The organism is Cytobacillus sp. FSL K6-0265 (genome assembly GCF_038003465.1).
In the GTDB taxonomy this organism is placed as follows: Bacteria; Bacillota; Bacilli; order Bacillales; family Cytobacillaceae; genus Cytobacillus; species Cytobacillus stercorigallinarum.
Genome location: NZ_JBBOPE010000001.1, coordinates 1,190,979 through 1,210,278, shown reverse-complemented (window position 1 = coordinate 1,210,278; position 19,300 = coordinate 1,190,979). Strand labels below are relative to the sequence as shown.

The window sequence follows — 19,300 nt, the reverse complement described above, 5'->3', positions numbered from 1 at the left end:
TAGACTTCATTGTAGGTGTTGACTGTTAATATAAGTAAGGGCTATCCAATGTTTGGCTCCACATGAGATCATCTAATGATTTGAATTCATATCCTCGTTTTTTCAAGTCCACAATTGCTTGTTGCAATGCGTCTGCATTATCTTTGGATACTGTGTGTAATAATAATATACTTCCTGGATGAATCTGCTTCATAATGTTGTCATAGGAGTATTTCCATCCTTTTTGTTGATCTGTTTTCCAATCAACAAACGCTAGAGACCAAAAGATATGCGTATAGCCTAATTCGTTTGCGTAAGCCAATCCTTGTTCGTTAAAGATGCCACGAGGTGGCCTTAAATAGGACATATTTTTCACACCTGTTAACTTTTCAGTCTCCGCTCTTACTTTTTCTAATTCTTTTTTATATTTATCGCGACTGATCCTTGTCATATCTGGATGTGTCCAAGAATGGTTTCCAATAATATGCCCTTCTTTTGCCATCCTTTTTACTAAATCTGGAGCCGTGCGTATATAATGACCCGTAATGAAGAATGTCGCCGGAACTCGTTCTTCTTTAAGCACATCAAGAATTTGATCCGTATAACCATTTTCATACCCATTATCAAAAGTAAGATAAATCTCTTTTTTAGTCGGATCTCCCTTATAGACAGATTGATGCTTTAAAAGAAGATTATCAAGCATTTTTCCCGCTTCTGCCGGTGATTCATTCTGTGCTTTTTTAATTCCCCAATTGATAGGAGCTTGGCTGAATTCGCTTGCTGAGACAGGTATTGAGCAGATAAACAGAAAAGTACTTACTAATATCATCAATTTTTTCATCGCGCTTCTCCTTTTTTCTTATTGTTTGCTAACAACAATAAATTACGAGCGCTAAAAGTTTCCAAGTCACATAAAGTCAAAACCACCCGTGATAACGGGTGGTTTGTTCTGCGGCTGAAAGCCTTTGTTACTGACCAGACCCTAAAGGGCTACTGAAGGGTTCGCCAATTGTACTACTTCTTCTGGCCAGACCTCAAAGGTCTCCTTCTTTTTATCTTTTCTTCTTTTTTCGATTTACTTCTTCTCCTGTAAATGGATCTAGATACTCCATCATACTTAATTGCTCCGCCACTACATCATCTTGTATTTGATTACGAATGTATTCTTCTATTACCTTCTTGTTTCTCCCAACTGTATCTACATAATAGCCTGTACACCAGAATTTTCTATTCCCATACTTATATTTTAGATTTGCATGACGATCAAAGATCATTAAACTACTTTTACCTTTTAGATACCCTACAAATGACGATACACTTATTTTTGGTGGGATACTCACTAACATATGTACATGATCTTTACATGCCGTTGCTTCGATTATTTCAACTCCTTTCCTTTCACATAACAGCCTTAAAATTTCTCCAATATCTTTCTTTATTTTTCCGTATATCACTTGCCTTCTATACTTTGGGGCAAACACTATATGATACTTACAATTCCACGTTGTATGTGCTAAACTATTAGTGTCTTTTGACATTAAAAACTCCTCCGTTGCTTTGATTTTGGTTGGCGAACCATGATTATCTTAGCATCTCGGAAGAGTTTTTTTAATACAACGCTATAAGCTTTTTGGAACCCTAGGCCGAGCCCAGGGTTTTCATTTACTAAAAAAAGAGACACCACGCAATGCGGGTGTCTGAGGAAAGAAGTTAAAATACACGTTCTTTAAATTTCGCTAGCTTCTCTAATGAGGATTTGTCTACATCTCTATGAAGACTATTTCCATGAGAATCCATTGTAACCACTGCTGTGAAGCCTTCTACGCGCAGGTGCCACATTGCTTCTGGAATACCGAAGTTCATTAAATCTACACCTTCTACTTCTTTAATACAATCAGCATAATATTGCGCTGCTCCACCAATTGCGTTTAAGTATACGCCACCGTGCTCTTCTAGCGCCTTTAATGTTTTCGGTCCCATACCGCCTTTTCCAATCACGGCGCGAATACCGAATTTTTTCATGATATCCCCTTGGTAAGGTTCTTCACGAATACTTGTCGTTGGGCCTGCTGCTTTTACATGCCATTTCTCTTGGTCATCTTTCATCATTACTGGTCCACAATGATAAATAACTTGTCCATTTAAATCAACAGGGGCATCGTTTTCCATTAAATGATGGTGGATCGCGTCACGACCTGTATACATTCGACCATTGATTTGGACAACATCGCCAACTTTAAGTTCACGGATTTGTTCTTCTGTAATTGGTGCTTGAAGCGTTACCACTTTTGTTTCCTGTTCAGCTTCTGTTGTTGCAGCTGTTTCTTGTGCCGCTTCGTCAGCAAAATTAATTTTTTCACCATCTTGGTAATGCCATTCGTTAATTTCACCTGTGTCAGGATTTACTTTTACCCCAAGTCTACGATACGCCCAACAGTTATAGGCTACAGATACGAAAAAGCTAGCAGGAATACGATTCATCACACCAACTTTACATCCTAATAAAGTTGTTTCTCCGCCGAATCCCATTGTCCCAATGCCAAGCTCGTTCGCATTTTCAAGAATATATTCTTCAAGTTTTCTTAAATCTTCATTGGGGTTTACATCATCTACAGAACGGAATAGTTGTTCCTTTGCTAGGTCATAGCCAGATGAACGATCTCCTCCGATACCTACGCCTATGAATCCCGCACTGCACCCTTGTCCTTGTGCTTGATAAACCGAATGCATAATACATTTACGTATACCATCTAAATCACGTCCAGCTCTACCTAAACCATCAAGTTCTGCAGGCAAGCTATATTGAATATTTTTATTTTCACAACCGCCGCCTTTAAGAATTAAGCGAACGTCTATATAATCTTCTTCCCACTGATCAAATTTAATAACTGGGGTCCCGCCACCTAAATTATCTCCACTATTCGTACCTGTTAAGGAATCAACAGAGTTCGGTCTCAATTTACTATCTTTTGTAGCCTCTGCAATCGCATTTTTAATGGCTTCTTTCAATTTAAGTTGATTGACGCCAACTGGTGTTTTAATCTTAAATGTCGGTAAACCTGTATCTTGACAGATTGGCGATACGTTATCATCTGCCATAGAGATATTATTTGTAATGGTTGCCAAACTCATCGCTGATCTCGTACCAGCACTTTCTCTTTCTTTTGCTGCCTTAATTGCCCGACGAACATCCTTCGGTAAATTTGTCGATGTTTCTACAATTAAGTCGTACATACTTTTTTGGAATTGCTCCATATTCATTTCTCAAAGTTCCCCTTTCCCTTTGCGAACGATCCATTTCTTTTGCGAAAAATTAGAAATCATTTTCGTATACCATTATATACTCATTCTTTAGTCAAGAAAAGACCAACAGTAGAAACAAAAAAATGGTGAAACCCAATTTTCTTTCCTGGGCTTCACCACTTCTTTTTAATCTCTATGATTAAATTCCCTCACCTTGGATTCAAGGTCGTCAATCATTTCGATGAGGCGATCAACATCCTCTAACTCAGTGTTTTCAGGTTCTATCGCATCTAATACGTCCATAAACATATGAAGACGTTGCTTTAAGAAAGCAACTTGATTCTCTTTATCAGTAATTGACTTGCCCACTGTATTCGCTCCTTTCTCTACACAACTTTAATCCTACATGAAATGCAATAGAGCTGCAATAAAGCTTTATTTTTCTTTAAAGGTTGACAGAAGCTTACGTTAGATGAATAATGACTACAGATTTACTTAAAGGAGTTTTTTTGAATGATATCTCAAACATTACCAATTTCACCAAGTTATGACCCTTGGGAAGCTTATATGGATATCGATGATTATGGAAAATTAACCTTATCCAATATTGAATTTACAACTACAGTCCTTTGCAATATGCGTTGTGAGCATTGTGCTGTTGGTTATACGCTGCAACCAAAAGATCCTGATGGACTTCCAGTTGATTTATTAATCAAACGTTTAGAGGAAATCCCCCACTTGCGTTCACTCTCCATAACGGGAGGCGAACCGATGCTTTCGAAGAAGTCAGTGAATAACTATGTGATCCCTCTTTTTAAGTATGCTCATGAACGCGGTATTCGAACACAAATTAATTCTAACCTCACATTAGATAGAGGTAAGTATGATAGCATTATCCCTTATTTAGATGTTTTACATATTTCTCATAACTGGGGTACAGAAGAAGAATTTATTGAGGGCGGTTTTGCTATGATGGAAAGAAAACCATCTATACAGCAACGACAGGCACTCTTTGATCGTATGATAGAGAATAGTAAAGAACTCGTACAAGCTGGTGTAATGGTCTCTGCTGAGACAATGTTAAATAAAAGAACATTACCGTATTTAGAGAAAATCCATAAGCAAATAACGGAAGAAATGCATTGTCAACGTCATGAAGTTCACCCAATGTACCCTTCAGATTTTGCATCTACTCTTGAAACGTTATCATTAAAAGAAATGCGCCAAGCAATCCATCATCTATTGGATATTCGTGACCACGATACTTGGATGCTTTTTGGCACATTGCCGTTTTATCCATGCAGTAATAATGAAGAAGATTTAGCTTTATTGCAACGTCTTCATAATGAGCAGAATGTCACTGTCAGAAATGACCCTGATGGACGTTCGAGACTAAATGTCAACATTTTTACTGGTGATGTGATTGTAACGGACTTTGGTGATACGCCTGCATTAGGGAATATACAAACTGACTCCCTTCCATCTGTTTTCGATAAGTGGATGGATACGAAGCTTGCTAAGTCTTTAAATTGCCATTGTAGTGAAGCAAGATGCTTAGGGCCAAATGTGTTAGTAAAAGACAGTTATTACCCTGAAATCGATTTTCAAACTAAAAAAGCAAATATATCAGTTAAGAAATAGAAAAGTGCGCCAATAGGAATGGCGCACTTTTCTATTTATCGAGGTCGTTCCGAAACAATAAATCCAAATGAGACATGATCCTGTATTGGGATCCATGCGCCAATGCCTTGAGAAGTTATATTTTTCACGACTAAGGTTTTTTTGTTTCCTTTCAACATTATATACACTTCACCATAAGTGACTTTTCCTTTTTCATTTATAGCAGGTGCGTATGCATATAGGTAGCCAAGGCGATTGATCGCAACATGATATTTATGATCTTTTTTCGTTCCTGCTCCTACAATCGTTTCAAAGGATAAAGGTAATCCACTTTTTTCTGTCGCCTTCAACAACATCATCTTTTTTACATCTTGCGAATGTGGAACCTTGGAAGTAAGTCCACCTTTCACAATCTTTTGCATTTCTTGAACATAATTCATTTGAAAAACCGCATCTCCCCCGCGATTATCAAAATAGTTCGTATTTATCTTTTGAAACTCCCAATTAGGAGATGTTTCTTGTGATTGATAATTGAGAGGCCATTGACCTAAATAAACTATCGCACGGTAACCGATGGCAAAAGGTGTACTATTTACTGTTGTTTCATTTAACATACGTATTAATTCAGGGTTGTCTATCTTTACTCTTGATGTCTCCATTAATTCTTGCGTTAATTCACTCGGCTGTAATGTTGGTAAATCTTGAGCTGGATTTGGATACGTATTATCCTTTTCAACATTTAATACAGAACTTGGTATTTCTATCGTTGCCTCTTTTGTCTCTATTTTTCCTTCAGCAGATGTCGCTGATTGAAAGGATGTTACCCCAATGGTCATCACTACTAAAGCATATAGCCATTTCTTCATTTTTCTTACTCCTTTCAAACTTCATATGCATTAGTTTTTTCGTATGATGTGAATATTATCCATAAAGGAAAATAAAAAAGTAACACTTTTGTAATATTTAGAATATTTACAAAAGTTATTATATATTTTATACTATGTATACACTCACTCGAAAGGGGGGCAGCTTCATTACGATTCGCTTTATTTATGAACAAACACCATAAAGGAGTGGTTAATGAATTCAAGCGAATAAATACTAGCAGTCCTCGATTAAATACTTAATGAGTTTAAACAAAATGCAAGCGTTTCCTTTTTTGTTCAAAATATTTCAAAACGACTCCTGCTAACCTCGGAGTCGTTTTTTTATTATTAGAGTAAATAAAATCCTATGCCGATAATGAAATAAGCTGCTAGAAGGGTGCCACCCTCAAACCAATTGGACTCACCATCGTTGGAGATCACAACCATAAGAAAAACAGCTGATACCATAGTGATTAATTCTGGTACTGTAAATACGAGCGGCATAGATACAGGGAAAAATAGTGAGATAAGGACAAGTATGGGCGCGACAAACATAGCTACTTGTAAAGTAGAACCAACGGCAATCTCTACGGCAATATCCATTTTATTTTTCGCTGCCATAATAATGGCGGAAGCATGCTCTGCGGCATTCCCTACAATTGCAACGATAATGACGCCGATAAACAATTCCGACCACCCAAAAGTCTCCCCTACTTCTTCAAATGTGTGGACTAGATTTTCAGAAATATAGGCTACAGCTAATGTAGCAAGGGCTAATACTAGCATTGATTTTCCTTTGCTCCATTCTGGTACCTCCTCCACTCTCTCTTTTCTATCTTCATCCCCGTTATTATACACCCCTCTATGTGTAACTAATTTAAAGAATAATGCAGCTAAATATAAAGCCATCAGGATGATGCTAATTCCAATACTAAAGATCATCGTTTTTTCTTCATTCATTGACATTGAAAATATCTCTGGAATAACGAAAGCAACAATGACTGCAAAAATAAGCAAGCCTGCATTATGCCGGGCATCATGGATATTGAAGCTTTGCCTCTTAAACTTTATACCACCGATAAAAAAGGAAAGACCCGCTACTAATAATAAGTTACCTAGTACACTTCCTGTTAACGATGCCAAAACAACACCAATTAATCCCTCTTTTAATGCAAAAATCGCAATAATTAATTCAACCGCATTGCCGAAGGTCGCATTTAATAACCCACCTATTCTAGGACCAGCAATAATACTTAAACTTTCCGTCGATCGCCCCATAAAACTAGCCAAGGCAATAATAGAAACACAATAAATAATAAACATCAATGTACTGGACCAATGTAGGAGGCTTCCTATAATGGATAACGGTACACCAATAAATACGAGTATAGCAAAAACCTTATTCATCCCATCCTCCTCCAAAAAAATCGCTTTACTTTTCTTAAGATAAACATTTTTATGGATTGTTATGAAAAGATTATGATTATTCTCTTGTCAATTTCTTCTTCCACATATAATATCTATTGTGGTAGAAGATTTATTATTTTCAATTATTGGAGCTATTTTATGGACAAAAAACTAAGAGTAAGGTTTTGGATATTAGTATTCATTGTTGCGATATCAGGGTTTAGTCAAGGGATGCTATTACCGCTAATCGCTATTATTTTTGAAGGTGATGGTGTATCTTCAAGTTTAAATGGCTTAAATGCAGCAGGTTTATATATTGGTATTTTACTTATTTCTCCTTTCATGGAGTATCCGCTAAGAAAATATGGTTATAAACCAGTCATTATTATCGGGGGACTTCTTGTAGCTACTTCCCTCTTATTATTTCCATTATGGAAAAGTTTTTGGTTTTGGTTTATTTTAAGATTATTGATTGGAATTGGCGACCACGCCCTCCATTTTTCAACGCAAACTTGGATTACTTCATTTTCTCCTGAACGCAATAGGGGGAGAAATATTTCAATCTATGGATTATTCTTTGGTATAGGGTTTGCTGTCGGACCACTTATGACACCATTCGTTCATATAAGCGAATCTCTTCCATTTATAATTTCTTCTCTCTTGTGTTTTATTGCTTGGGGGTTTGTGTTCTTTCTCGATAATGAGCAACCACAGCAAACCATTGCTGTTCAATCACTAAAAAGTACTTTCCATCGCTTTTACGATGTATCTACTTATGCTTGGATTGCCTTTATTCCACCATTTAGTTACGGGTTCTTAGAATCGTCAATAAATGGTAGCTTTCCCGTTTATGCCGTGCGCATGGGAATTGAAGTCTCATCGGTTTCGTTATTGCTTACTTCATTTGCAGTGGGAGCAATTATTTTTCAGTTGCCTTTAGGGATGTTAAGTGATCGCTTTGGGAGAAGAAATATTTTAATGATTATTTTATTGAGTGGTTTTATTCTTTTCTCTTCTGCTGCGATATTCGAACAGAATGTAAACATACTTATGTTGCTACTGTTTTTAGCAGGTATGGCAGTTGGAAGTACTTTTTCATTGGGGATTAGTTATATGACAGATCTCACCCCCACTCAGCTTTTACCTACTGGGAATCTTCTTTGTGGTGTTGCCTTTAGCTTAGGAAGTCTTATTGGACCATACATAGGTGGTTTATTTATTCAATATACTCAATCACTTAGCTTTTTTGCTGTTATTAGTGTGATGATGCTCATCAATTTTACAATTATTGCTTATTTTGGTCGCCATAAGATGAGTAAGCCTTCCATTCACAGTTAATTTTTGCTAAAAAAAACACTATAATATAGACGATATCCCTTTTCAAAAATGACAATATAATGTAAAATTAAAACAATTAAATATTTCAATTAAGGCAATTTTTCTGCTGTCACCTATATGGTGGCAGCTTTCGTCGTTTTTAAGGGTAATGATGTTGATTATTCTTCTCAATAGAATGGAGGAAATGAAATATGGAAGAAAATGTCCTTGTGCAAAAACACCCGCAATCATCTAGTCAATTATTCGAAAAATTACTGCCACATATCGAGCTTATAGCCGCGATAACGTCAGGTGTTTTTATTCTTATCGGTTGGTTACTGAGTAAAGGCGGGTATGAAACTACTTCTATTACCATCTTTATCTTATCTTTTATTATCGGAGGATTTGCTAAGGCGAAAGAAGGTATTGAAGAAACAATTGCTAATAAAGAATTAAATGTAGAGATGCTAATGATTTTTGCCGCAATCGGCTCTGCAATTATTGGTTATTGGATTGAAGGTGCCATACTTATTTTTATCTTTGCTATGAGTGGCGCACTAGAAACATATACGATGAATAAAAGTAAAAAAGAAATATCTAGCCTAATGGAATTGCAACCTGAAGAAGCTTTATTAATTCATGAGGATAGAGAAGAAGTTGTTCACGTTTCTACATTAGAAATTGGTGATAAGATTCTAGTTAAACCAGGAGAACGCGTTCCATCTGATGGAATCATCGTTTACGGACAAACAACGATAGATGAAGCAACAATTACTGGCGAATCGATTCCTGTAACAAAAGGGTTATCTGCAGAAGTGTATGCCGGCACAGTCAATATGAATGGAGCCATTAAGGTAGAAATTACTAAGAAAGCTGATGAAACTCTTTTTCAAAAGATCATTCAGCTTGTCCAATCAGCGCAAAGTGAAAAATCCCCTAGTCAGTTATTTATAGAGAATTTCGAAGGGAAATATGTAAAAATTGTACTACTGACCGTGGCACTTATGCTATTTCTCCCACACTTCTTACTGGGATGGAGTTGGAACGAAACATTTTATCGTGCCATGATTCTCCTAGTAGTGGCCTCACCTTGTGCCCTGGTCGCCTCTATTATGCCGGCTACATTGTCTGCGATTTCAAATGGCGCAAGACAAGGAATTTTATTTAAAGGTGGGGTGCACTTAGAGAATTTAGGCCATATTAAAGCCATTGCCTTTGATAAAACAGGTACTTTAACTAAAGGACGTCCAGAAGTAACAGATTTTATTACACTACACACTCAGCATCGTGATGACTATTTGCGCATCGTTGGATCAATTGAAAACCATGCCAACCATCCACTTGCAACTGCCATCGTCACGTATACAAAAGAAGAACAAAGCTCTCCCCTTCTAGAGCCCGAATCAATCGAAGATGTACCAGGATGGGGCATTAAAGCTGTGATGAACGGTGTCACTTGGAAAATTGGTAAACCATCATTTATTTTGAACAATAACGAACTTGCGCCAGAATTAAAAGAACAACAAGAAACATTAGCATCTAATGGTAAAACGATTGTATTATTTGAACGCGATCATGAGGTTTGTGGATTAATTGCATTAAAGGATCAAGTTCGGCAAGAAACAAAGACTGCGGTTAAACAATTAAATGATCAAGGGATTTATACTATTATGTTAACAGGAGATAGCCAATCAACCGCACAAGCCATTTCTACTGAAGCAAATGTAGAAGACTTTATTGCAGAATGTTTGCCAGAAAAGAAAGTCGATCATGTAAAGGAATTAAGAAATCAGTATCAACAAGTAGCAATGGTTGGGGATGGAATTAACGATGCGCCTGCACTTGCAACTGCAAATGTCGGAATTGCTATGGGAGAAGGAACAGATGTTGCATTAGAAACAGCTGATATTGTTTTAATGAAAAACGACCTTCCTAAAATCGCTCATGCAATTTCCCTTTCCAAACGTATGAACACGATTATTAAACAAAATATTGTTTTCTCAATATCCGTTATTATGCTGTTAATTTGCTCCAATTTTCTACAGATATTAGATCTTCCTTATGGTGTAATCGGTCATGAAGGATCAACCATTTTAGTGATATTAAATAGCTTAAGACTGTTGAAGGACTAAAAGAAGCAGCTATTCAATGTTTGAATGGATAGCTGCTTCTTTACTTTAATGATAGCCGTTTTGCTTATTAGCAGAACCAGATGTTTTTTGTTTAGGTTTATTTTTACCTTTTTGTTTTGTGTTACCATCTTTATTTGCAGTCAATGTACTCACCCTCCTTAACCTTAGGTTGTCCATTTTCATGCACCATACAATCAGGTAACTTTTACTAAGTGTTCTTAGCTTTACTGTATTTATTTAACAATGCGTTGATTTCTCCACCAATCATAATAATAATGCCAGTTAAATAAAACCAAATCATTAAAATAATGATGCCGCCAATACTGCCATATGTTGCTGAGTAATTTCCAAAATTACTAACATAATATGAAAACGCATAGGAAGAAAGAATCCAGCCAATTGTAGCAAAAAGTGATCCTGGTATAACTGTCACATTGGTTAACCTCTTATTAGGGGCAAACCAGTACAATCCACTAAAGATAATAAAGATTACAAGCGGGCTCACCAGCCACCTAAGCGCATTCCAAATGCTCAAAAATTGTTCAGTCAATCCAAATACATCAAAGATAAATAGCCCAATTTGTTTACCAAACACAGGCAATAATAAGGCAACTAAGAATACGAAAATCATAGAAATAGTCAAAAGTATTGCAACACCTCTTGCAACAATAAATGATCGACTTTCAACAACATCATATGCCTTATTAAAAGCCCTCATAATGCCATTAATCGCGGCGGAAGCGGACCACAATGTACCGATAATACCAATTGATAACAGGGTGCCATTTTTCGTTGAGACAGCACTCAAATTGTCTTCTAATAATGACATAATTTCTTTAGGTGCGAAATCCCTAACGATAGCAAAAATATCCTCTTGAGTAATTGGAAAATATGGCAGCAATGATATTAAAACAATTAATAATGGAAAAAGTGATAGAAGAAAGAAGTAGGCCAATTGTGCAGCTACGCCAAAAACATCATCCTTATCTATTTGCTCCCATAACTCCTTTCCAAAAGTAGTGACTTGTTTCATCAGCGATCCCCCAAACCTTGTTAATTACTCTTTACATTCCCTTCTAACGTCGCTTCTGAAACCTCTACTTCGCTTTTAGGATCATTTATGGCTTCTCTTGTTTCTATTGCTTTAGTTTTAATATCCTCTATTGTGGCCGTTAAGAAAGCCACATCTTCACCGATCTGCTGGGCTGCTGTTCTAACTTTTAAAGAAACACCCTTCACTTGTTGAACGGCTTCATCTGGATTTTTTATGTAATATTTTGCACTTTCTGTCGTTTCTCTGCATTTTGATTTTGCGTTTTCTCTTGTATCACGGTCTAGCATCGTAAGCGCACCGCCCGCTAGCGCTCCAAGGACAACACCTTTCCAAAACAATGATTTTCCCATTTATTTCGCTCCTTTACTTATTTTTAATCTACCTACACTTTATTTTCTTTTTTTCTATAAAAACATGCAAGTTTTACATCTATCCATGGTTGACTTTTCACTTTAACCATGGAAAGATTATACTACTGATGTATATGGGGGAGGAACTTAAGTGAATTTATCACAGAAATCAACTGAGAATGTCGATTTTATGATCGAAAAAATTAAAGAAAAACTAAAAGTATTAAACATCGGCGCCATTAAATCTTCTCATTTTGACGAAGAAATGTACGAAGAACTAAAAGATATTTACGATTTAGTTATGAAAAAGAATCATTTCAGTCCAAATGAAATGCAAGCAATCGCTGAAGAATTAGGAAACTTGCGCAAGAATAAATAATTGCTTATTATAAGCAGCTGCAAATCATGCAGCTGCTTTTAGTTTTATTGTTCAGTTAAAATCTTAATACCATCTTTACCGACAGCAATTGTATGTTCATATTGAGCTGATAGACCACCATCAACAGTCCGCGCAGTCCAGCCATTTTGATCCATCTTCATATGATGCATCCCAGTATTGACCATTGGTTCAATAGTAAAAACCATACCTTCCTTTATTCTTGGCCCTTTATGTGGAAGGCCAAAATGAGGGACATCTGGCTTTTCATGAATGCTCGCCCCTATACCATGGCCAATAAATTCTCTTACTACTGAGAATCCTTTCTCTTCAACAAATTGTTGAATCGCATAACCAATATCACCAATGCGATTGCCTATCTTCACTTGCTCTATTCCTTTATATAATGATTCCTTCGTGACATCTAATAAGGTAGACACCTTTTCATCCACTTCTCCAACACCATACGTCCAAGCTGAATCTGCAAGGGCACCATTATAATTGACTACCATATCAATCGTAACAATGTCACCTGATTTTAACGGTTCTTTTCTAGGGAAACCATGACAAATTTCATCATTAATGCTAGCACAGGTAGCATATTCATATCCTCGATAGCCCTTTTGCTCAGGTGTAGCTCCTCTTTTCTTCAGATAGGCATCGACAAATTCTTCAATTTCCCATGTGGTTATACCCGGTTTAATTCTCATGGCAATCTCTTTATGACATTCAGCAAGTACCTTACCTGCTTCATGCATCTTTTCAATCTCTCTAGGTGATTTCAACACGATCAATAGCAAAACCTTCTTTCAGTCACTGTTATATTAAAAGTTATTATACTCTACTTATTAATATTAGCGCTGAATGAAAAGTTTTACAAAAATCATGCAACGTTTGCTTCTCAGAAGTTATCCGAGTAATTTTAAAGACTCTCTTGTAAAGGCAGGAATATCATCTGGTGTGCGACTCGTCACAAGTTGATCCTGACAGACAACTACTTCTTTATCCTGAAGTTTAGCTCCTGCATATTCCATATCTACATGAATCGATTTATAGCCTGTTGCGCCTCTACCTTCTAATGTTTTAGCAGAAATTAATAATTGTGGTCCATGACAAATTGCAAAAACAGGCTTTTTCGCATCCATCATTTTTTTCGTGAATTCAACAAAACGATCATCTGCTCTTAATATATCTGGAGAAAATCCACCAGGAATAAAGAGAGCATCAAACTCATTCGGATTTACCTCATCAATACTTTTATCAATTGTCACTTGATCATTTCCTTGTTTTCCTTTAACCACTTTCCCTGCTTCTGATTCAATTGTTATCATTTCGTGTCCTGCTTCTTTATAACTTTTTGCTGGCTCTGTATATTCAGAGTCCTCAAACATATCGGTAATTAGACAAGCAATTTTTTTACTCATTTACTATCTCTCCTTTATGATTTATATTGTTGGTTATATTATGTCCGTTCCCTGAAAGTCTTCCCTTAAAACATCTATGTATGTTAATAAATCTACAAGGAAAACAATTTCTACAACTATACTTGATAATTATTTTCTGTTAAAATTCTTTTAGAAAGTTAAGAATTCAATCTATTCAGTTTATACAGTCTCCTTATCAAAAGCTTCGTTATGTAATGATTTAAAATTTTTTATTACAATTAAAAGACTAAGCGATTACAATTTACGGACATAAGCGGTTGAATTCTCTTTTTTTGTTATGATACTGTTAACAACAAAGATAGATAGGGTGAACGTAAATGATTGGAAATCGAGTCAAAGCATTAAGACAAGAGAAAAAAATGTCTTTATCAGAGCTTGCGGATCAAGCAGGAGTAGCAAAATCCTACTTAAGCTCATTGGAGAGAAATTTACAAACGAACCCTTCCATTCAATTCCTCGAAAAAATCGCAGCTGTACTCAATGTACCTGTTGATCACCTTATCCATGATCAAATTAATAAAGAAGAATTAGATACTGATTGGATAAATATAGTTAAAGAAGCGATGGAATCTGGGGTTTCAAAAGAAGAATTTCGGGAGTTTCTCGACTTTAATAAGTGGAAAACTAGGAATAAATAGGACAAGCATACGCATTAATGTGTAAAGAAAAATACGAGTTATTAATCATCCTTCGATAATCTTGGTGATTATCGAAGGTTTTTTTATTCTTCATAAATATCTTACCTTTAGTCGTTTAATGAACAATGGTAGAAATTTGGTCAGAAATAATGTTAGTCCTCTTCTTTAGCTTGAAGAAAAACTCTCACCTCATCTTTATTTAAACCTAATTGTTTTGCTTCTTTAATAAGGGCAAGCCATTCTTCATCTAATATTTCTATCACTAAAGACCTTTCCAAATTAATCCCCCTTTAGACTTGAAGCATCGTTTCATTTATATCTATTTTGTGAAAATAATTTTAAATTATTTTCAGATTATTGTAGATATTTACATTTTACTACTTGTTCATTCTAAAATCTGCTAATTTTTTTCTTCATTTTCAACCAAAAAACGACAAGCGTATTACGAAAATTGTAAGATATAGGGATAAATTGGGATTTTAGTTCAAACTATTGATTACCTGAGGCAACATTCAAGTCTTCGTTAAAATAGAAGCTTATTGATGTTCGGTTAGTATATAAATTATAATTGCATTGCAAGCTTTGCCCCAATCTCTGCATTATGCTTAACTAATGCAATATTGGCAGCCAAACTTTTACCACCTGTTAATTCTTTAATCATACATAGGAGAAATGGTGTGATTTCTTTTCCTGTGATACCTTGTTCTTCTGCATGAACAAGAGCTTGATCAATCAGCTCATTCATTTCCTGTTCTTTCATAGCATGCGCTTCTGGTATGGGATTGGCAATAACTAGCCCCCCATTTAGACCTAAACCCCATTTTACTTTCATTATTTCAGCAATCTCTTTTATCTCATCAACACGAATATTGACATCATATGGGCTCTTTCTCGTATAAAAAGCAGGTATCTTTTCTGTACGGTAACCGATGATTGGGACACCATGTGTTTCTAAATATTCGGCTGTTAATTTAATATCTAGAATCGATTTAGCACCGGCACAAACGACAGCAACATTTGTCTTTGCTAATTCTTGCAAATCGGCCGAAATATCCATTGTTTCACACGCCCCTCTGTGCACACCCCCGATCCCTCCTGTTACAAATACTTCAATACCTGCTAATTCTGCACAAATCATCGTGGCAGCAACAGTCGTCGCTCCATGCTTTTTCGATGCAATAACATAGGGGAGATCTCTTCTACTAACTTTCATTATTGATTCGTTCGTTGCAAGCAGTTCAAGTTCTTCGTCTGATAAGCCAATCTTAATTCTTCCGTTTATAATAGCAATAGTTGCTGGTATTGCCCCATTCTGTCTGATGATCATTTCAACTTCTTTGGCAGTATGTACATTTTGAGGGTACGGCATACCGTGTGAGATAATCGTTGATTCGAGTGCGACAATTGGCTTTAACTGTTTCTTTGCTTCTATCACCTCATCAGAGTAATCTAACCAATCTTTTCTCATTTGTAACAACTCCTTTTAAAAATATTCTTTAAAGGCTTGTTGTAGTCTCTTTGGATTTAATTGTGGATGAACTGTTTCTTTACTTGTAAGCGTTACACTCGCACAGATCATTCCTATTTTACATGCATCTTCTATATGCATCCCTTTTTGATGTGCATAAATAATTCCTGCTGCTAATGCATCTCCAGCACCTGTAACATCAACGACATGAACATAAGGGGGCATAATAGCTCCTGCCTCTCCATCTTGTGTTGCAAAAACAAGCCCATTTTCTCCTCTCGTTATCACCACTCTTTGTACACCTTTTGCTAAAATCATTTCACATGCTTTAAAGTAATCTCCTTCACTTGTAAGTTTCACTCCCGAGAGCAAACTTGCCTCATCTTTATTCGCAATAAGGAAGCTGACGCCTAGTAGTTGATCAGGAAGTCTTTTAATTTTCGATGTAGATACTGTTGTTATACTTAACGGTGTATTGAATTGTTTACATTTTTCAATTACTCTTGTCAAAATAACATTTGGGAAATTCGTATCTAGAACAACCATACTAGCCGAAGTGAAATACCTCCATCGTGATTCAATTATTTCCACATCGAGGATATCGTTAATTCCCATATCGGATAATGCTATTTTCATTTCCCCCTCTTTATCTAAAACTGCTGTATACGTTCCTGTTCGGCAAGTAGGTATAATAATCGACGGTGTTGTATCTACTAATGGCTTAAGACGATCTAACAACCACATGCCTTCATGATCTTCACCAATAGCAGCCAGTAATGAAACGGACATTTCAAGTCTAGCCAAATTCTCCGCAATATTCCTTGCCACTCCACCTCCTGTTTGTTCAGTCTTTACAGGATTGGATGTTCCTTCATCCAATCGATCGTCTGCATGCAATTTTCTATCAATATTGGCAGCTCCTACACATAAAATAGGATCTTGCTTTGGCAAAATATAAGCCCTACCTGAGATATAACCATTTTTTGAGAGAGAGGAAATATAACCTGCTACGGTAGAACGAGAAATATTTAAGCTCTCTGCTAACTCAGACTGTGAAATATACGGATTTTCTTTTATAAAATCTAAAATCTGTTGCTCTTTTTCATTCACTGACTCCCCTCCTCAAACATTTGTCTATATTATAAACAATAGTTTGATATTTCTGCAAATTATAATAAGTCTCATGTATTTTTCATAAAAAAAACAGATAAACTTTTTTGAAGTTTATCTGTTTTGTGTCAATTCCCTAGGAAGTATTAAAATTTCTACTCTACGATTTCTTTCTCTTCCCTTTGCCGTGTCATTCGATTCTTTAGGTTTATATTCACCAAATCCTTTGGCACTAAACCATTCAGGATTAAGTTCCGGATTACGTAAAAGGACTTTCATAAAATTGACAGCTCTCATTACACTAAGTTCCCAGTTTGATTCAAAATGAGCGTTCCGTATCGGTATATTATCCGTATGCCCACTAATAATAATATTCCTTGGAGGATTCATAATAAGTAGATCAGAGATTTCTTCTGCTGTGTTTATATCTCTTTCTCTAACTTCTGCACTACCTGAAGAGAATAATACATTATCTCGAATCGTTACAAGAAGTCCTTCAGTCGTAAGCTCTGTTTCAAATTTATCAGTAATATCATTACTAATAATAAAGTGATCAACTTTGGCCTTTAACTTTTTAAGTTCTTCTGTGTCTTGTTCCTCATCAGAAAGACCAGACAGTTGACTAGCTGACACACTTTCTTTTTTTATAGGGGCCGTGCTTCCTTCTGGCATTGGACTTGGAAAATCAATAACACCATTCCCCCCTGAAAAAACCTCATTAAACGCAGTGGACATTTTTTGAAACTTTTGAACATCGATTGCACTAGAAGCAAATAAGACGATAAATAAAGCAACTAATAATGTAAGTAAATCCGCATAAGGCAGTAACCAGGATTCATCCACATGCTCATCTTCGTGACTCTTCTTCTTCCTTCTAGTCATGATTCCATGCTTCCTTCTTCTAAAAATTCTTTTCTTTCTTTTCCTGGTAAGTAGGAAGATAATTTTTGCTCAATTACACGTGGGGATTCTCCCTCCAAAATAGATAAAATTCCCTCTATCATCATCCTCTTATGTTTTGCCTCTATTTTAGACTTCCTCTTTAGCTTATTTGCGAAAGGATGCCATAATACATATCCTGTAAAGATCCCTAACATCGTTGCCACAAATGCGGCGCTTATTGCTTCACCTAATGCGTTAATATCGCTCATATTTCCTAATGCGGCAATTAATCCAATGACGGCCCCTAATACACCTAGAGAGGGGGCATATGTGCCAGCTTGTGAAAATATTTGCGCTGCTGATTGATGGCGCTCTTCCATTGCATCAATTTCTTCATTTAATACATCTCTAATATAATCAGCGCTCTGTCCATCCACCGCAAGTGATAAACCATTCTTCAAAAAGGGATCATTGATTTCATTTATTCTTACTTCTAATGATAACAACCCCTCTTTACGCGCTAGCTGAGCCCAATCAGCAAATTGATTAATGATTTGAGACATCTGTAACGTCTCTCTTTCTTTGAATATTACGCTTAATATTTTAGGTATTCTTTTTACTTCAGAGACTGGGAAAGCGATTAAAACAGACGCTACTGTCCCAACGATAATGATCATAACGGCAGCTGGGTTAACTAATACCCCTATTCCTACTCCTTTTAAAATCATACCTAGCACAACAGCAATAATTCCTAATATGACACCTATCCAAGTTGTTTTATCCATCCTTATCACACCTACTTCAAAAAATACTTACTTAAAACTTTTTACTCATTACTTTTTTATCAAATACTGGTTTCTTTGTTTTATTTCGACATATTTCTACGTAAATGAAGTATCTTAACAAGGTATTTTTTCCTTTTTGTTTTTTTGTAAATATATACACAAAAAAACCACACAAAAATGATTGAAAAACATCATTTCTGTATGGTTATCTAAAAAGCTTGTTCTCGATTTTCTGCTCATAATTTTTGAAGATTTGCGCGTTTGTTTCCACTTTTCTTTCTGACAATAACGCTTGAAACTTTAATCTCTTTTCATTTAGCTCTTTTTTTAACTCTCCTTCTTTTTCTTCATTCTCACAACTAGCAATTAATTGTTCGATTGTTAGCATCTCTTTCTTAAGATCGATTTCCTTTGTTGTGTACCCTGCATTTTTCATTATTTTATAAGACATTCTTAGAGATTCTGGTACTCCATTTAGTTCGTCTTTCGGTAACGGCTTACCACGACCTTTTAAATGAGCAAATTCTCCCTGTCTTTGTGCTTGTTTAATTTTCTCTTCCGCTAAAATTGAAAATAAATCCATTATGAACACCTCATCTTAACTTATTATACTGCATGCTTTTACATA

The 19,300-nt window shown here is 36.0% G+C and carries 21 protein-coding genes; 5 read left to right on the top strand and 16 right to left on the bottom strand.

Annotated features, from left to right (window positions below; genetic code table 11):
* Nucleotides 1-25: 25 nt before the first annotated feature.
* The 4 genes from pdaA to MHH73_RS06180 form a co-directional block, all read right to left on the bottom strand.
* Complete coding sequence (gene pdaA / locus MHH73_RS06195; RefSeq protein ID WP_341065582.1) at nt 26-820, bottom strand: delta-lactam-biosynthetic de-N-acetylase; 795 nt, start codon at nt 818-820, stop codon at nt 26-28.
* Nucleotides 821-1,031: 211 nt separating this feature from the next.
* Entirely contained in the window at nt 1,032-1,517 is a 486-nt protein-coding gene (gene tnpA, locus MHH73_RS06190; protein ID WP_191817419.1) for an IS200/IS605 family transposase, read from the bottom strand.
* 172 nt (nt 1,518-1,689) lie between these two features.
* Nucleotides 1,690-3,240, bottom strand: a complete 1,551-nt coding sequence (locus MHH73_RS06185) for a fumarate hydratase (RefSeq protein WP_341065579.1) — start codon at nt 3,238-3,240, stop codon at nt 1,690-1,692.
* Between the two features lie 168 nt (nt 3,241-3,408).
* On the bottom strand, nt 3,409-3,591 hold the full coding sequence (locus MHH73_RS06180) for an SE1561 family protein (RefSeq protein WP_191815870.1): 183 nt from the start codon (nt 3,589-3,591) through the stop codon (nt 3,409-3,411).
* 144 nt (nt 3,592-3,735) lie between these two features.
* Between MHH73_RS06180 and yfkAB the strand changes: the two genes are divergently transcribed.
* Nucleotides 3,736-4,863, top strand: a complete 1,128-nt coding sequence (gene yfkAB, locus MHH73_RS06175) for a radical SAM/CxCxxxxC motif protein YfkAB (protein ID WP_191815868.1) — start codon at nt 3,736-3,738, stop codon at nt 4,861-4,863.
* A 35-nt stretch (nt 4,864-4,898) separates the two neighbouring features.
* Here the strand turns inward: yfkAB and MHH73_RS06170 are convergent, their stop codons facing one another.
* Together MHH73_RS06170 and cax are read right to left on the bottom strand one after the other, a co-directional pair.
* Nucleotides 4,899-5,708 carry a YfkD famly protein gene (locus tag MHH73_RS06170; protein ID WP_341065575.1) on the bottom strand — a complete coding sequence of 270 codons (810 nt, stop codon included), beginning with the start codon at nt 5,706-5,708 and terminating at the stop codon, nt 4,899-4,901.
* 348 nt (nt 5,709-6,056) lie between these two features.
* Nucleotides 6,057-7,115 carry a calcium/proton exchanger gene (gene cax / locus MHH73_RS06165; RefSeq protein WP_341065573.1) on the bottom strand — a complete coding sequence of 353 codons (1,059 nt, stop codon included), beginning with the start codon at nt 7,113-7,115 and terminating at the stop codon, nt 6,057-6,059.
* A 159-nt stretch (nt 7,116-7,274) separates the two neighbouring features.
* Between cax and MHH73_RS06160 the strand changes: the two genes are divergently transcribed.
* Both MHH73_RS06160 and MHH73_RS06155 read left to right on the top strand, forming a co-directional pair.
* Nucleotides 7,275-8,453 carry an MFS transporter gene (locus MHH73_RS06160; protein ID WP_341065571.1) on the top strand — a complete coding sequence of 393 codons (1,179 nt, stop codon included), beginning with the start codon at nt 7,275-7,277 and terminating at the stop codon, nt 8,451-8,453.
* A gap of 191 nt (nt 8,454-8,644) precedes the next feature.
* A complete protein-coding gene (locus tag MHH73_RS06155; RefSeq protein ID WP_341065569.1) occupies nt 8,645-10,564 on the top strand; it encodes a heavy metal translocating P-type ATPase in 1,920 nt (639 codons plus the stop codon).
* A 208-nt stretch (nt 10,565-10,772) separates the two neighbouring features.
* On the opposite strand, the gene MHH73_RS06150 is transcribed toward MHH73_RS06155, so the two are convergent.
* Both MHH73_RS06150 and MHH73_RS06145 read right to left on the bottom strand, forming a co-directional pair.
* On the bottom strand, nt 10,773-11,597 hold the full coding sequence (locus MHH73_RS06150) for a YihY/virulence factor BrkB family protein (RefSeq protein ID WP_341065567.1): 825 nt from the start codon (nt 11,595-11,597) through the stop codon (nt 10,773-10,775).
* A 20-nt stretch (nt 11,598-11,617) separates the two neighbouring features.
* The gene (locus tag MHH73_RS06145; protein ID WP_191815859.1) at nt 11,618-11,968 is read right to left on the bottom strand and encodes a YtxH domain-containing protein; all 351 of its coding nucleotides are present in this window, start codon (nt 11,966-11,968) and stop codon (nt 11,618-11,620) included.
* Nucleotides 11,969-12,119: 151 nt separating this feature from the next.
* Here MHH73_RS06145 and MHH73_RS06140 point away from each other — a divergent pair, with 151 nt between their 5' ends.
* A complete protein-coding gene (locus MHH73_RS06140) occupies nt 12,120-12,347 on the top strand; it encodes a DUF1128 domain-containing protein (RefSeq protein WP_191815858.1) in 228 nt (75 codons plus the stop codon).
* 44 nt (nt 12,348-12,391) lie between these two features.
* Here MHH73_RS06140 and map read toward each other — a convergent pair whose 3' ends face one another.
* A complete protein-coding gene (gene map, locus MHH73_RS06135; protein ID WP_191815857.1) occupies nt 12,392-13,138 on the bottom strand; it encodes a type I methionyl aminopeptidase in 747 nt (248 codons plus the stop codon).
* A gap of 114 nt (nt 13,139-13,252) precedes the next feature.
* Complete coding sequence (locus tag MHH73_RS06130) at nt 13,253-13,768, bottom strand: type 1 glutamine amidotransferase domain-containing protein (RefSeq protein WP_191815856.1); 516 nt, start codon at nt 13,766-13,768, stop codon at nt 13,253-13,255.
* Nucleotides 13,769-14,106: 338 nt separating this feature from the next.
* Here MHH73_RS06130 and MHH73_RS06125 point away from each other — a divergent pair, with 338 nt between their 5' ends.
* The gene (locus tag MHH73_RS06125; protein WP_095370084.1) at nt 14,107-14,427 is read left to right on the top strand and encodes a helix-turn-helix domain-containing protein; all 321 of its coding nucleotides are present in this window, start codon (nt 14,107-14,109) and stop codon (nt 14,425-14,427) included.
* A gap of 152 nt (nt 14,428-14,579) precedes the next feature.
* On the opposite strand, the gene MHH73_RS06120 is transcribed toward MHH73_RS06125, so the two are convergent.
* From MHH73_RS06120 to MHH73_RS06095, 6 genes are all read right to left on the bottom strand, one after another.
* Complete coding sequence (locus MHH73_RS06120; RefSeq protein WP_225230685.1) at nt 14,580-14,705, bottom strand: anti-repressor SinI family protein; 126 nt, start codon at nt 14,703-14,705, stop codon at nt 14,580-14,582.
* Nucleotides 14,706-14,989: 284 nt separating this feature from the next.
* The gene (locus MHH73_RS06115) at nt 14,990-15,895 is read right to left on the bottom strand and encodes a pseudouridine-5'-phosphate glycosidase (protein ID WP_341065564.1); all 906 of its coding nucleotides are present in this window, start codon (nt 15,893-15,895) and stop codon (nt 14,990-14,992) included.
* 15 nt (nt 15,896-15,910) lie between these two features.
* Entirely contained in the window at nt 15,911-17,005 is a 1,095-nt protein-coding gene (locus MHH73_RS06110; RefSeq protein WP_191815854.1) for a carbohydrate kinase, read from the bottom strand.
* A 114-nt stretch (nt 17,006-17,119) separates the two neighbouring features.
* Nucleotides 17,120-17,887 carry a flagellar motor protein MotB gene (motB, locus tag MHH73_RS06105; protein WP_191815853.1) on the bottom strand — a complete coding sequence of 256 codons (768 nt, stop codon included), beginning with the start codon at nt 17,885-17,887 and terminating at the stop codon, nt 17,120-17,122.
* Entirely contained in the window at nt 17,884-18,672 is a 789-nt protein-coding gene (gene motA, locus MHH73_RS06100; RefSeq protein ID WP_191815852.1) for a flagellar motor stator protein MotA, read from the bottom strand. Before motA ends, motB begins: the two co-directional genes overlap by 4 nt.
* 205 nt (nt 18,673-18,877) lie before the next feature.
* Nucleotides 18,878-19,255, bottom strand: a complete 378-nt coding sequence (locus MHH73_RS06095; protein ID WP_191815851.1) for a DnaJ family domain-containing protein — start codon at nt 19,253-19,255, stop codon at nt 18,878-18,880.
* Nucleotides 19,256-19,300: the final 45 nt, after the last annotated feature.